The following is a 13573-nucleotide window of genomic DNA, read 5'->3' as shown; positions in this document are numbered from 1 at the left end:
TCGCCACAAATCCGCCCTCCGGCAATCCACGGTTTCCGATCGCACGGCCCCGGCCGGCGCGGCCGATCGAGCGAACGAAACCGGATTGGACTGGGAGCCTGCGCCAGCTCGCGGCCAGCGGCGGCCGCTTTCAAAGCGCTTTGCCGTATGCCTCGAAGTCCTCCGGATCCAGCCAATCTTTCAAAGCCTCGGCATCCGGCGGCTGCGGCGCCGTCGGCCTGGCGCTGGGCGTCCTGCTGAAGCGCGGAGCCGGCGCGGGCTGCGTGATGCCGTCCACCTCCAGCAGCGTGCCGCGCGCCCTGACCTGCGGATGCATGGCGGCGTCCCTCAGCGTCTGCACGGGCGCCACGCATACATCCAGATGTGCCAGCCTTTCGCACCAGTCGTCGCGACTGCGCTGGGCGAAGGCCGCAGCCAGCACCGTCCGCAAACGGGGCCACGTGTTCCTGTCCTGGTGGTCCCCCAGTTCGCGGATGGCATTGTCGTCCAGGCCCAACTGCCGCAGCAGCAGCTCGTGGAAGCGGCGTTCTATCGGGCCGACCGAAAGCCATAGGCCGTCGGCGCATGGGTACACGTCATAGAACGGCGCGCCCGAATCGAGGATGTTGCTGCCCCGTTGGGACTGCCATGCGCCCGACGCGGCCAGGCCGTAGAACGCCGTTGCCATCGAGGCCACGCCGTCCATCACGGCGGCATCCACCACCTGGCCCTGCCCGGACTGGCGCGCTTCGATGATGGCGGCCAGCATGCCCAATGCGAGATAGGGGCCGCCGCCGCCGAAATCGCCCACCAGCGCGAGCGGCGGCGTGGGCGGCTGGCCTGCGCGGCCGATGGCGTCCAGCACGCCGGTGACGGCGATGTAGTTGATGTCATGTCCGGCCACTTGCGCCAGCGGGCCGTCCTGCCCCCAGCCGGTGATGCGGCCGTAGACCAGCCGGGGGTTCTCCGCCAGGCAGGCTTGCGGCCCCAGGCCCAGCCGCTCGGTCACGCCGGGACGGAATCCTTCGATCAGCCCGTCGGCCTTGCGCAGCAACCGCAGCACCAGGGCGACGGCGCGCGGGTCCTTCAGGTCCAGCGCGATGGAACGCCGGCTGCGCAGCAGCAGGTTGTACTTCAGCTCGCGCTTGACCCCCAGGTCGGCGGGCTCCTTGCGTTCGATCCGCAGGACGGTCGCGCCCATGTCGGCCAGCAGCATGGCCGCCATCGGTCCCGGACCGATGCCGGCCAGCTCGATGATCCTGATTCCAGCCAAAGGTCCCATGTGTTCGTCTCCCCATGCATGGCGGCGCATGTGCCGCCGGATCAACACAATTCAATGGCGATGGCCGTGGCTTCGCCTCCGCCCAGGCACAGGCTGGCCACGCCGCGGCGCAGGCCGCGCCGCTCGAGCGAGTGCAGCAGCGTGACGATGATGCGCGCGCCGGTCGCGCCCACGGGATGCCCCAACGCGCAGGCGCCCCCTTCGACGTTGACCCGCTCGGCGGGCAGGCCCAGGTCGCGCAGCGCGATCAGGGCAACCACCGCGAAGGCTTCGTTGATCTCGTACAGGTCCACCGAGTCGCGACTCCAGCCCACCCGGTCGAGCAGACGCGCGATAGCGTGCACCGGGGCGACCGGGAACTGTCCCGGCGCCAGCGCTGCGGCGGCATGTCCGACGATACGCGCGCGCGGCGTCAGTCCCAGCGCCGCCACATGGCTTTGGCGCGTCAGCGCCAGCGCGGCCGCACCATCCGAGATCGAGGACGCGTTGCCGGCCGTGACCGTGCCGTCCGTGGAGAATACCGGCTTCAGACCGGCCAGCCGCGTCGCGTCGCAAAGGCCCGGCGTCTCGTCGTCGACAACGAGCGCGCCTGGCGCCACGCCGCGGCGATTCCGCGCCGCGATGGGCGCAATCTCCGCCGCGAAAGCCCCGGAGGCGATGCTGCCCTGAGCCCGCAATACGCTCTGTTCCGCATAGATATCCTGTTGGGCGCGGCTGAAACCGTGCTCGCGCGCCGCCAGATCGGCGTAGTGCCCCATCAGATGGCCTTCGTAGGCGTCCTGCAGGCCATCGCGGTACATATGGTCCAGCAATTGCCCATCGCCCAGCCGGTATCCCTGCCGCGCCCTGGGTATCAGGTGCGGCGCGTTGCTCATCGACTCCATCCCGCCGGCCAGCACCAGGTCCGCCGATCCGGCGCTCAAGATGTCGTGCGCCAGGGTTACGGCCTTCATGCCCGAGCCGCACATCTTGCTTAGCGTGGTCGCCTGCACCGTGATTGGCAGCCCCGCGCCCAGCACGGCCTGGCGCGCGGGCGCCTGCCCCAGTCCGGCGAACAGGCAGCAGCCCATCAATGCCTCCTGGGCGGCATCGGGCGCCAGACCCGCCTGACGGATTGCGGCAGCCAGCGCATGAGCGCCCAGCTCGGGCGCGGTGTAGTGCGACAAGGCTCCCTGAAAAGCGCCAATGGGCGTGCGCTGCGCGCCGACGATGACGACGGGATCTGAATGGTTGGACATGAGTCGATACCTCGATTGCAAGGGAGTTCGAAGAATGCGCGGCTGTCGGTCCGCCTTGCGCTACGCGGCAACGCGCGCCGGCACAGCCGACATGACGCCGCGCACGAAGTCCAGCAAGGTCGGGCTGTCGCCGGCCAGCAGTTGCCTGCCGATCAGGCTGGCGCACTCGTCTTCGCTCGTGCCGGCGGCGCGCCACTCATGCAGCCGCGTGGTGTATATGCCCAGGGCCAGCTCTTCGGTGATCCCGATTGCACCGTGTATTGCGTGCGCCAGGGCGCACACCAGTGGAATGGCTTCGCCTGCCCGCAGCCGCGCGCAGGCCGCAAGCGTGGCGTCGGGAAACAGGGCCCCGCTGGCGCATGCCAGCCGTGCTGCCATGGCGGTGGATGCCACCTGCTCCGCGAGCATGCTGATCTCTTGCTGGATCGCCTGGAAGCGCCCCAGCGCTTTGCCGAACTGCTGGCGCTCGCCTACAAAGGCGACGCAGCGATCGAGCACCGCCTGCATCGCGCCGGCTATTCCGGCGGCGTCGGCGGCGTCACGCCAGGCCCGCACGGCGTCGTCCGGCAAGGCGATGCGGCCAAGGACCGCCGGTGAGTCCGCCCATTCGGGCGCGGCGCTCGCGCGCGGCCGGAACAAGCCGGGGTCCGACGCGGCGGGCGCGGCCACCAGCAACAGGCCGTCATCGCGCTGGACCAACAGGGTGCGCGCCAGTCCGGCTCCTGGCGTCTGGACGCAACGCAGGCCGCGCGGCCCCGGCAGCGCTCGGGCCAGGGCGATGGGCCCTTCGGGCACGGTCTGGCCGCTGGTGCGCAACAAGGCGCGCGCGAGCATGGTGTCGGCCAGCGGGTAAGGCAGCGCCAGGGCGCCCGCCGCACGCAGCAAACCCTCGGCGTCCTCCAGCGACAGTCCTGCGCCGCCCAGTTCCGCGGGCGTCAACGCGTCCACGTAACCGAGCGCATCGATGTCCCGCCACGTATCGGCGACGAGATTGTCCGCCCCAGCGCCCTCGCCGGCCGCCTCGATCTCGCGGACCCGCTCCAGCGGACACAAGCCAGCCAGGGCGCGCGCAAATTCGTCGTACAGGTCTTGCTGCATGGATGCCGGCATGGGCCCTCCTTCAGTGTTCGATGGGCCTTAGCGCAGGCCTAGCTCGCGCGCGATGATGCCGCGCAGGATATGGCGGGTACCGCCGCGCAGTGAAAAGGTCGGATTGATCAGGGTCAGGTAGGCCAGCGTGCGAGCAAGCGTCTCGTCAGGCGCCGCACCGGCGTCCGCGCGCAAGGCCTGGCCTATCCATTCGGGCACGGCCTGTTCGAACTCCGTACCCAGGTCCTTCACCAGCACGGCCGCAAGACTGGCGTCGGCCCCTTCGTTCAGGCGCTGCGTCACCGCCAGCGACATGGCCCGCAGCACCGTCAGCCGCCCGGCCAGGCGCCCCGCCAGGCGGATCTGCGCCTCGTCCGGCGAGGAAGCCCGGCGCAGATGCGCGAGCCAGCCGTCCATCAGCACCATGCTGGAATAGATCCGCTCCGGACCGCTGCGTTCCAGCGCCAGTTCAGCCGTGACCTGCCGCCAGCCGCTGCCCTCTTCGCCTACCAGCGCATCGCGCGGCAGGCGGACGTTGTCGAACAGGACTTCACAGAAATGCGCATCTCCCGCGATGTCGCGGATCGGACGAATTTCAATGCCGGGCAAGGACAGGTCGAAGATCATCTGCGACAGCCCTTTGTGCCGGTCTTCCGGCACGCCCGAGGTGCGTACCAGCGCGCACATGTAATGCGAGCGGTGGGCGTTGGTGGTCCAGATCTTGCGGCCGTTGAGCAGCCAGCCGTCGCCATCAGGGGTAGCGCGCGTGCGCACGCTGGCGAGGTCGGATCCGGTATCGGGCTCGCTCATGCCAATGGCAAAGAAGGCTTCGCCCCGGATGATGCGCGGCAGGTAGAAGTCGCGCTGCGCCTGCGAGCCGTAATGCAGAATCAATGGCGCGGTCTGGCGATCGGCGATCCAATGCGCCGACACCGGCGCACCCGCCGCGAGCAGCTCCTCGCTCAACACGAAGCGGGCGAAATTGCTGCGTTGCGCGCCGCCATAGGCGGCGGGCAAGGTCAGGCCCAGCCATCCCTGCCTCGCCAGCGCGCGGCTGAACTCCGCGTCATAGCCCATCCAGGAGCGCGCCCGTAGGTCCGCCGGCATGTCCTTCAGCGCCTCGCGCAGAAAGGCGCGCACTGACGGACGCAACGCCTCATCCTGCGCAGGAATCGCGGCAAGCCGCTGTGCCTCGTTGATAGCGCCCAATGTGATCCCCGGAACGCGCGGCGTCACGGCGCCGCCGCGCGCATTCCAATTTGCGAAAGTGCCGTGCAAACCCGGCCCGCGGCGGAGCGCGCGGGCTTTATGGCAATCTACACGGGGGGCACATCACGGTCTAATATTAGATGTGGACCGGGCAATACATCACAAATATCGCGAGCCCGGCGCATCAAGGGAGGCGCCCGTGGAGCTACGCCAGCTCAAGCAGCTGTTGGTCCTGTCCGAAACACTCAACTTCCATCGGGCCGCCGAGCGGCTGCACATGGCACAGCCGCCACTGTCGACCGCGATCAAGAAGCTTGAACAAGAGCTCGGCGTACAGCTTTTCGATAGGCTGCCGGCCGGCCTGCAGCCCACGCCAGCAGGCCAGGTTGTGCTGCGGTATGCACGTACCACTCTGTTCTATGCCGAGGAGATCCGCCGCGCGGCGAGGGAAGGTGCCAGCGGCGAACAAGGTGTCCTGAAGGTGGGCTTTGTCGGCTCGTCCACCTACTCGCTGATGCCGCGGCTGCTGTCGGAATTCCGCAAGGACTACCCGCGCGTCGACCTGATCATCGAGGAGTCCACCACCGTCGATCTGCTGCGCCGGCTGGACGCGCACACGCTGGACGTGGCGCTAGTTCGATTCCCTGTGCTCGAACCCACGGCCGCTCGCATCACCTTGCTGCAACCCGATCATCTGATGCTGGCAGTGCCAGCGGGCAGCCGCCACGCGCAGCGCGAGGACGTCGCGTTGAGCGAACTGGCGGATGAGCCGTTCATCGGCTATTCGCGCACGCATGTTCCGGGCATGCACGCGCTGGTCATGTATGCCTTCCAGCAGGCAGGCGTGGTGCCGCGCATTGCGCAAGAAGCGATCCAGGTGCAGACCATCCTGAGCCTGGTCGAAAGCGGGCTGGGCGTGGCCATCGTGCCGGCGGTGGCCCGCCGGCAAGCGGGCAGCAATGTGCGCCTGGTCAATGTTTCGCAGCTGGCCGAAACCATCAAGGTGGGCATCGCCCTGGCAGTGCACCCGGACAATGCCACCCCTACCACCGCCAATTTCGTCGAGATGGCCTGCCGCCTGATGCGGCCGGCGCCCACGGTCGCGGCCCCCGAATGACGGGGCCTGGACGCGTCTACTCCTGCTGGATATTGGCCAGCTTGGCGATGCGCCGCATGGACTCGAGCTCGTCCTTCTGGAAGGCCGCGAGCGTCTCGAGGCCGCCGACAAACGACTCGCCGCCCAGATTGGCCATGAACGCGCGGCCCTCGTCGCTGCGCACCAGCGCCTGCACTGCATCCGACACGCGCGCCACGATGGCGGGATCGACCTTCGCGGGAAAGAACGCAGCCGTCCAGGCATAGGCCTCGTAGCCCTTGGTGCCGCTCTCCTGCATCGTAGGCACGTCCGGCAGGTCCTTGATGCGCTTCGCGCTGGTCACTGCCAGCGGCCTCAGCTTGCCGCCGCGTATCAGCGGCAGCGCGGCGCTGACGTCGGCCAGGCTGTACTGCACCACGCCGCCCGCCAGATCCGCCAGGGCGGCCGACGTGCCCTTGTACGGCACGTGCGTGGCCTTGATCCCGTTCTGCTCATGGAACAGCTCCAGCACCACCTGATAGGTCGCGGTTCCGCTCGCGAAGTTCAGCTTGCCGGGCGCTTCCCTGGCGGCCGATACCAGGTCCGCCACGTTGCGGTATGGCGAGTTGGCCGGCACCACCAGCACCATGGGAAAACGCGCGATGGGCGCGACCGGCGAAAAATCCTTGATCGCGTCATAGGGCAGGTGCTTGAAGACGGCGGCATTGGTCGTCATGGGCGAATTGCTGGCCACGAACATCGTGTAGCCATCCGGCGCGGCGGTCGCCACCGCCTGGGCGGCGATGAAGCTGTTGGCGCCCGGCCGGTTCTCGACGATGAACGGCTGTCCGAACTGCTCGGCCAGATGTTTGGACAGGAATCGCGCCGTGGTGTCGGCGCCGCTGCCGGGCGGCAGCGAGACGATGATCTTCACCGGATGCGAGGGATACTTTTCCGCGGCGCGGGCGTTGCCGCCCAGCGCCAGCGCCGCGCCCAGCATCGCCGTCATGGCCAGGGTCCTGATATTCATACTTGTCTCCGCAAGGCTGTTCCATTCATAGTCATGGCCTCGCGGCCATGGCGTTTGCCATATTCATTCAGGCTGTATGCCTGCCATCCTGACCGCGTCGCCCCAGCGCCGGACCTCCTGCCCCAGATAAGCCTGGAACTCGGCGGGCGAGGAACTGCGCAGGTCTACCCCCTGCGCCGTAAACGGTCCGGCGATGGCCGGATCGCGCACCGCCGCGGCCACCGCCTGGTTCAGGCGCTGGATCACCGGCTGCGGCGTGGCAGCCGGCGCCAGCACGCCTTGCCAAGTACTCATCGTAAGGTCCTGCAAGCCGGCTTCGCGCAGCGTCGGCACCTGCGGCAACGCGGGCGACCGTTCGGCGCCGGTCACGGCCAGCGCCTTGACCCTGCCGTCACGGATATAAGGCAGCGCCGAGCTGATCGCGTCCACCATGAACTGCACCTGGCCGCCCAGCATCGCCACCATGGCCGGATTGGTGCCCTTGAAGGGAATGCCCACGGCGCGCGTGCCGGTGGCATGCAGGAACAGCGCCACGCTCAAATGCGTGATGTTGCCGACGCCGCCGGTGCCATAGCTGAGCGCATCGGGACGCGCCTTGAGGTAGGCGATGAATTCGCTGGTGTCCCTGGGCGGCAAGGCATTGGTCGTCATCAGCACCAACGGGATCGAGGCCGTCAGCCCCACCGGCGCGAAATCGCGCAATGGGTCATAGGGCAGCTGCCGGTACAGCGCGGGGCTGATAGCCAGGCCCGACGAGTGATATAGCAGGGTGTATCCGTCGGGCCGCGCGCGCGCCACGGTTTCGCCAGCGATGTTGCCGCTGGCGCCGGTCTTGTTCTCGACGACCACGGGCTGGTCCAGTTGCCGCGCCACGTGCTGCGCCACGGCCCGGGCCAGCACATCGGTCGGACCGCCCGCCGCGTAAGGCAGGATCAGCCGCAAGGGCTGCGCCGGCCACGCCGCGGGATTGGCGACGGCGCGCGCCAGCGGCAGGCCAGCCAGCGCGCCTAAAGCGGCCACCAGCGTTCTTCTTTTTGTCTCCATGGATCTCCTCCTTATGTCGCCTCGTTGTCGGTTGCGCGTCGGCGAGGCTGCCGTGGCCAGGGCGCAAGCCTCAGCCGCGCGTCTTGTCCAGGTATGCGTCCAATGCGCTGGCGTGCTCTTGCGTGTGGTGCGCCAACGCCTGGAAGCCGGCCGATAATTCCAATAGGGTATCCAGCCGGGTGTGCTGGCCTTCGCGCAGCAAGCGCTTGGTCAGACGCAGCGCATGGCCGGAATGCTGGGCAATCTCCTGTGCCAGGGCCATGGCGGCCGGCAGCAGCGCCTCCTGGCTGAGCACCTGCGAAACCAAGCCCATGTCGAGCGCCTGGGCGGCGTCGACGCTACGGCCGGTAAACGCCAGCTCGCACGCGCGCGACATGCCGACCACCCGCGGCAGCAGCCAGGCGCCGCCGTCTCCCGGCGTCAGGCCCAGCTTGACGAAGCTCTCGGCGAAGCGCGCCTCCTCGGCGGCCAGACGCATGTCGCACATGCAGGCCAGGTCGCAGCCCGCGCCGATGGCCGGCCCGTTGACCGCCGCTATCGTCGGCACTTCCAGATTGCACAGGGCCAGCGGCACACGCTGGATGCCATCGCGGTAGGCCTGCCGGCTGCGCACCGGCTCGCCCAGGCCGGCGCCGACGGCTGCGGACAAGGTCTTGAGATTGCCGCCGGAAGAGAACACGCCGTGCGCGCCGGTCAGCACCACGGCGCGCACCGACATGTCCGCGTTGACCTCGGCGCAGACGTCCACAAGCGCGTCGATCGCGTCGGGATCGGATAGCGCGTTACGTGTAGCCGCGCGGTCCATGGTCAGGAGCAGCACGGCCCCATGGCGCTCGCGTTTCAGGAAATCAGTCATGGGCAGCTCCGGTCACTGCGGCATCGTTGGTCGCCGTCAAGGTCACGCCATCCCTTAGCAGCGTGGCAATGGCTTCATCCGGGTAGCCGGCCTCCTTCAGCACCTCGACGCTGTGTTCGCCCAGCCGCGGCGCATGCCGCGAGGGGTCGGGCGGCGTGCCGGACCAGCGCGACGGCACCGCCATCGTGCGCAGCTTGCCCTCGCTGGGATGCTCGACCGTGTTGAAGAACCCGACAGCTTCCAATTGTGGATCGCGCAGCAGCGAATCCACCGTGTGCATGGGCATGGCCGGAATATCCGCCGCCTCAAACGCCTCGAGCCATTGCGCGGTCGTGCGCTTGGCGATCTCGTCCGACACCAGGCGATAGATCGCATGGATGTGCTGGGTGCGAGTGCCTATGTCGCGGAACCACGGGTCGGTGGACTCGCGCCCAGGCTGGCCGATCAATTCGAAGAACGCCGCCCATTGCTTGTCCGCGTAGATCAACACGCAGATATGCCCGTCCAGCGTGGCATAAGGGCGCCGGTCCGCGTTCAGGATGCGCGGATAGCCGGGAGGGCCCAAGGGCGGCTCGAAGGACTGGCCTGCCATGTGATCGCCCAGAATCAATTGCGCCATGGTCTCGAACATGGGCACATCGATGGCCTGCCCCTGTCCTGTCCGGGCCCGGTGGTACAGGCCGGCGCTGACCGCGTTGGCCGCGCTGATGCCCACGATGCGGTCGGCAATGGCGCTGGGCGCGTACCGAGGTGTTTCACTGCCAGCCTGGACCGACAACGCCGGGATGGCCACCGCGCCCTGGATCAGGTCGTCGTAGGCAGCGCGCGCCGCATAGGGCCCCCGCTGATCGTAGCCGTAGACGCCCACATACAGGATCGCCGGGTTGACCTGCGCCAGCTCCTGATAAGACAGCCCCAGCCGCGCCATGGCCTGCGGCCGCACGTTGTAGATCAGGACGTCGCAGGTCGCCGCCAGCTTCAGCAGCGCGTCGCGGCCGGCGGGCCGCTTCAAGTCCAGCACGACGCTGCGCTTGCTGCGGTTGGCGTGCAGAAAGATTCCGCCCATGCCAGGATGCCGCGCCGGGCCGATGCCGCGCACGTTGTCGCCGGCCGGAGGTTCGACCTTGATCACGTCCGCGCCCAGGTCTCCCAGTATCTGCGTGGCGTAGGGGCCCATCAGCACCGTGGTGATATCCAGGATGCGCACGCCTTCCAACGGGCCACTCATGCCCTGCACCCCGAACGCCCCGCCCGCACGCGCATCCCGCGCGGCCCGGATATCCTGCAAACACCACCTTCGAACATGACAGCTCCCATTCCAGAATGTCTTGCTGGACATCCTAGGTAAGAACTGCAAGCGTCGGAAATACTATATTTGGGTCAGCCGATACATCCAGGATATTGGCGGGAGATCGCGGCCGAGCCGGCCCTAGTTCAGGGCAGCGCGCCGCCGACCGTGCGCGCCAATTCCCCGTACCGCAACTTTTCGGCCTGAATTTCCCGGGAGAATTCCTTGCTCCCAATCCCCACCACTTCGCCACCGCTCTGCTGGGCCAGTTGCGCCCGCAGCGCCGGATCGTCCATGACCTGTCGCATCATGTCTTCAAGCTTGCCGGCTATCGCCGGAGGCGTCTTGGCGTGTATGGCGAAGCCTATGAAAATGTACAGGGAGTAGCCGGGATAGCCCGATTCCTGCACGGTCGCCACGTCGGGCAGCAGCGGATGACGCTGGTCTCCGGCTACGGCCAGCGCCCGGATTTTCCCCGAGGCGACCAGGGGCGCGGCGCCGGCGATGTCTATCAACGCCAGATCCACCGAGCCCCCCACCACGTCCGCCACTGCCTGCGCGGCGCCCTTGTATGGGACATGGTTGAAATCCACGCCCGCGCGGCTGGCCAGGTCGAGCGCGCCCAGGCGATAGCTGTTGCCGTAGGTGGCCAGGCTGACGCCGCCCTTGTCGCGGCGGGCTGCCGCGACGACGTCGCCCAGATTCTTGTAGGGCGAACTCACCGATGCGACCAGCACGGCCACGTGCCGGGTCACGTTGAGCATCGGCAGCAGATCCTCGGGGCGATACGGCAAGTCTTTTACAAACAATGGGTTGATCACTGTCGCGCTGGGGCTGATCAACACCACGGTGTAGCCGTCGGCTGGCGCGCTCAGCGCCACCTGGGTGCCTAGCGAGAGTTCGGCGCCGGGCCGGTTCTCCACCAGTGTGGACTGGCCCGCCACTTTGCGCAGGTGCTCGGCGAAGGTGCGCGTCATCGTATCGCCGCTGCTGCCGGGTCCGATGGGCACGATGAAGCGTATGGGCCGTGAAGGATAGGCATCGGCTCCGGCTCCTGCGGCCGGCATCGAAGCAAGCAGTGCGGTGCAGGCGAGCACTGCAGCGCGCCACGCGGTTCTGGCAACGGACATGGTTTCGTCTCCTCGGGTTCTTGTGGCCTGTCACGATAGCGACAAGAACTCCGGCGTGCCATGCGGGAACCGACGATCAGCTATGCACGGTCTGAACAGCTGTCTGCCAGGCCTTGGCCCAGCGCGCCTCGCGCATCTGCGCGGCCTGCTGCAATCGGACGAAGTGCTCTCCCAGCACCGCGACCAGGCAGCGCTCTACCGCAAGGCTCGCGCGGTTGATGCGGTGCTTGGCGCCGGTGGCGCAGAAGGTGTGCAAGGTGAGCGCCGGTTCGACGATGCGGGAAATCGCCAGGTCGCCTTCGTCCAGGTAGTCCTCGATGCGATGCACCTGGGTAATGGCATGGCGGCCGCAGCGGCGCACCACCTCGCGGATCATCGCGCCGGAGTTGATCTCCAGTTCCGCGCGCAACTCCAGCTGCATGTCGCGGGTGCGTTCACGCACCACGGCCTCCACGGGGTTGGGCGAAGGCGGCATCACGATGGACAAGCCGTTCAATGCGGCCAGCGGCACGGTGGGGTCGCGCAACAGCGGCGAATCGCGCCGGCCCAGCAGCACCAGGTCGGACGAAAACAGGCGCTGTGCCTGGGCGGGCGGCTCGGGCTGGCAGCTGTTGAAGACGCCGATATCGAGCTTGCCCGCCGCCAGCCTGTCCATCACGTCGCGGCTGTAGCTTTCGTGTATGACCAGATGGATCCTGGGAAACTGGGACGTTATGCGATTCACCAGCATCGACACCGGGCCTTCGGCGGCCCAGCGCGGCAAGGCGATCTCCACCGTGCCGGACGGCTGCTCATTGGTGGAGGAAGCCAGCTCCAGGAAGCCGGTGGCGCCATCCAGCAGGCCCTGCGCCACGGGCAGCAGCGCCACGCCCAACTCGGTCAGCAGCACGCCGCGGCCAGTGCGGTTGAACAGGCGGCCGCCCAACTGTTCTTCCAGTTCCAATACCCGCCGGCTCAGCATGGACTGCGAGCATCCCCGCAGCACCGCCGCCTGCGAAAAACTGCCTGACTCCGCAGTCGCGACGAAAGCGGACACGTTCTCGATCTTCAGCTCATCGGCTGCGCGGGCCACCAGTTTCACTTTCTGTCTCCTGCCGGGATGGGACAGCCTGCATTGGTTTTTTTTGATCATATCAGGGCGTATCGCGCCCATGCGGCCTGGCGCGGCGCCGCGTCAAAGGTGCTGCGTTGCGGCAAGCGCGCGCCGACCGGCTGCTTCATCCATGCCGGATCGGGATCAACCCGCAGCAACTCCGGGAGCGTTCTTGCTGCCACGCAGCACGGACCGAATCACGGCGAATCGACCTGAGCGTTGCCGATCCTGCATACCTGCCATCCGCTGCGCGTGCTTACCCCGCTCGCCCTCCATGCCTACAGTTGGCCCATCCCGATTCCGGGTGTACGGATCAACCTGCCAAGGAGATGAAATGGCTGGAGTACTTGAAGGGAAAGTCGTTCTGGTCACCGGCGCCGGCCGCGGCGTCGGCCGCGAAATCGCCCTGCTGGCGGCGCGCGAGGGCGCAGCCGTGGTGGTCAACGATCTGGGCGGCAGTCCGAACGGCGAAGGCGCAGGCACGTTGGACCCGGCATCCGAGGTGGTCGCGGAAATCCGCCAGGCAGGCGGGCGCGCCGTCGCCAACGGCGACAGCGTCTCCGACCCGGATGCGGCGGCGCGCATGGTACAGACCGCCGTCGATAACTTCGGACGGCTGGACGGCGTGGTCAATAACGCCGGCATCCTGCGCGACCGGATGTTCCACAAGATGAGCAACGTGGACTGGCAGCAGGTCATCGACGTGCATCTGCGAGGCGCCTACAACGTCAGCCGCGCCGCCGCCGCGATGTTCCGCGAGCAGCAGTCCGGCGCCTACGTGCACATGACCTCGGCAGCCGGCCTGGTGGGCAACATCGGCCAGGCCAATTATTCGGCGGCCAAGCTGGGCATCGTCGGGATATCGCGCTCCATCGCGCTGGAAATGGAACGTTGCAACGTACGCTCGAACTGCGTGTCGCCTTGGGCCTGGAGCCGCCTCATCGGCACCCTGCCCGACGAAACCGAGGAGCAGAAGCGCCGGTTGGAACGCTTCAAGCAGATGACCGCCGACAAGATCGCCCCCATGGTCGTGTACCTGCTGTCAGACCTGGCCGCCGGCGTGAGCGGGCAGATCTTCGGCGTGCGCAAGAACGAAATCATGCTGTTCAGCCAGCCGCGGCCGGTACGCAGCGTGCATCGCTCGGAAGGCTGGACCGTCGAAGCCATCGCCGAGCATGCAATCCCTGCGATGCAGCCCAGTCTGGTGCCGCTGGAAAGCGCGCGCGAGGCTTTCGCCTGGACTCCGGTATGAGGCCCGCC

Annotated in this window: 12 protein-coding genes; 2 read left to right on the top strand and 10 right to left on the bottom strand. The window is 67.7% G+C overall.

Annotated elements, in window-relative coordinates:
• Window positions 1-130: 130 nt before the first annotated feature.
• The 4 genes from IB268_RS29530 to IB268_RS29515 are packed head-to-tail and all read right to left on the bottom strand — an operon-like array spanning window position 131 to window position 4797.
• The gene (locus IB268_RS29530; RefSeq protein ID WP_175161853.1) at window positions 131-1261 is read right to left on the bottom strand and encodes a CaiB/BaiF CoA-transferase family protein; all 1131 of its coding nucleotides are present in this window, start codon (window positions 1259-1261) and stop codon (window positions 131-133) included.
• Window positions 1262-1302: 41 nt separating this feature from the next.
• The gene (locus IB268_RS29525; RefSeq protein WP_175161851.1) at window positions 1303-2499 is read right to left on the bottom strand and encodes a thiolase family protein; all 1197 of its coding nucleotides are present in this window, start codon (window positions 2497-2499) and stop codon (window positions 1303-1305) included.
• Window positions 2500-2559: 60 nt separating this feature from the next.
• Window positions 2560-3609 (bottom strand): acyl-CoA dehydrogenase family protein, encoded by a 1050-nt coding sequence (locus IB268_RS29520; RefSeq protein WP_192355225.1) that lies wholly within the window; start codon window positions 3607-3609, stop codon window positions 2560-2562.
• A 27-nt stretch (window positions 3610-3636) separates the two neighbouring features.
• The gene (locus IB268_RS29515) at window positions 3637-4797 is read right to left on the bottom strand and encodes an acyl-CoA dehydrogenase family protein (protein ID WP_192355224.1); all 1161 of its coding nucleotides are present in this window, start codon (window positions 4795-4797) and stop codon (window positions 3637-3639) included.
• 199 nt (window positions 4798-4996) lie between these two features.
• Between IB268_RS29515 and IB268_RS29510 the strand changes: the two genes are divergently transcribed.
• Window positions 4997-5914: a LysR family transcriptional regulator gene (locus tag IB268_RS29510; protein ID WP_175161845.1), complete on the top strand. Its 918-nt coding sequence runs from the start codon at window positions 4997-4999 to the stop codon at window positions 5912-5914.
• Between the two features lie 16 nt (window positions 5915-5930).
• Here IB268_RS29510 and IB268_RS29505 read toward each other — a convergent pair whose 3' ends face one another.
• The 6 genes from IB268_RS29505 to IB268_RS29480 all read right to left on the bottom strand — a co-directional run bounded on the left by IB268_RS29505 (window position 5931) and on the right by IB268_RS29480 (window position 12301).
• Window positions 5931-6902, bottom strand: a complete 972-nt coding sequence (locus IB268_RS29505) for a tripartite tricarboxylate transporter substrate binding protein (protein WP_192355223.1) — start codon at window positions 6900-6902, stop codon at window positions 5931-5933.
• 63 nt (window positions 6903-6965) lie between these two features.
• A complete protein-coding gene (locus tag IB268_RS29500) occupies window positions 6966-7946 on the bottom strand; it encodes a tripartite tricarboxylate transporter substrate binding protein (RefSeq protein WP_175161841.1) in 981 nt (326 codons plus the stop codon).
• A gap of 70 nt (window positions 7947-8016) precedes the next feature.
• Entirely contained in the window at window positions 8017-8802 is a 786-nt protein-coding gene (locus tag IB268_RS29495; RefSeq protein ID WP_192355222.1) for a crotonase/enoyl-CoA hydratase family protein, read from the bottom strand.
• On the bottom strand, window positions 8795-10030 hold the full coding sequence (locus IB268_RS29490) for a CaiB/BaiF CoA-transferase family protein (RefSeq protein WP_192355221.1): 1236 nt from the start codon (window positions 10028-10030) through the stop codon (window positions 8795-8797). The genes IB268_RS29495 and IB268_RS29490 overlap by 8 nt, the downstream gene beginning before the upstream one ends.
• Window positions 10031-10236: 206 nt before the next feature.
• On the bottom strand, window positions 10237-11220 hold the full coding sequence (locus IB268_RS29485; RefSeq protein WP_192355220.1) for a tripartite tricarboxylate transporter substrate binding protein: 984 nt from the start codon (window positions 11218-11220) through the stop codon (window positions 10237-10239).
• 76 nt (window positions 11221-11296) lie between these two features.
• Entirely contained in the window at window positions 11297-12301 is a 1005-nt protein-coding gene (locus IB268_RS29480; protein ID WP_175161834.1) for a LysR family transcriptional regulator, read from the bottom strand.
• A 346-nt stretch (window positions 12302-12647) separates the two neighbouring features.
• On the opposite strand from IB268_RS29480, the gene IB268_RS29475 reads away from it, so the two are divergent.
• Complete coding sequence (locus IB268_RS29475) at window positions 12648-13565, top strand: SDR family NAD(P)-dependent oxidoreductase (protein ID WP_192355219.1); 918 nt, start codon at window positions 12648-12650, stop codon at window positions 13563-13565.
• The last annotated feature ends 8 nt before the right edge of the window (window positions 13566-13573 follow it).

Source organism: Achromobacter sp. ACM01 (assembly GCF_014851745.1).
GTDB classification, from domain to species: domain Bacteria; phylum Pseudomonadota; class Gammaproteobacteria; order Burkholderiales; family Burkholderiaceae_B; genus Achromobacter; species Achromobacter aegrifaciens.
The sequence above is the reverse complement of the archived record's forward strand: the minus strand, read 5'-3'. Positions and strand labels throughout refer to the sequence as shown.

Bases quoted from the DNA above. Each gene is read 5' to 3' on its own strand.
- IB268_RS29530 (WP_175161853.1), bottom strand. From the start codon at position 1,261: ATGGGACCTTTGGCTGGAATCAGGATCATCGAGCTGGCCGGCATCGGT.
- IB268_RS29525 (WP_175161851.1), bottom strand. From the start codon at position 2,499: ATGTCCAACCATTCAGATCCCGTCGTCATCGTCGGCGCGCAGCGCACG.
- IB268_RS29520 (WP_192355225.1), bottom strand. From the start codon at position 3,609: ATGCCGGCATCCATGCAGCAAGACCTGTACGACGAATTTGCGCGCGCC.
- IB268_RS29505 (WP_192355223.1), bottom strand. From the start codon at position 6,902: ATGAATATCAGGACCCTGGCCATGACGGCGATGCTGGGCGCGGCGCTG.
- IB268_RS29500 (WP_175161841.1), bottom strand. From the start codon at position 7,946: ATGGAGACAAAAAGAAGAACGCTGGTGGCCGCTTTAGGCGCGCTGGCT.
- IB268_RS29495 (WP_192355222.1), bottom strand. From the start codon at position 8,802: ATGACTGATTTCCTGAAACGCGAGCGCCATGGGGCCGTGCTGCTCCTG.
- IB268_RS29490 (WP_192355221.1), bottom strand. From the start codon at position 10,030: ATGAGTGGCCCGTTGGAAGGCGTGCGCATCCTGGATATCACCACGGTG.
- IB268_RS29485 (WP_192355220.1), bottom strand. From the start codon at position 11,220: ATGTCCGTTGCCAGAACCGCGTGGCGCGCTGCAGTGCTCGCCTGCACC.
- IB268_RS29475 (WP_192355219.1), top strand. From the start codon at position 12,648: ATGGCTGGAGTACTTGAAGGGAAAGTCGTTCTGGTCACCGGCGCCGGC.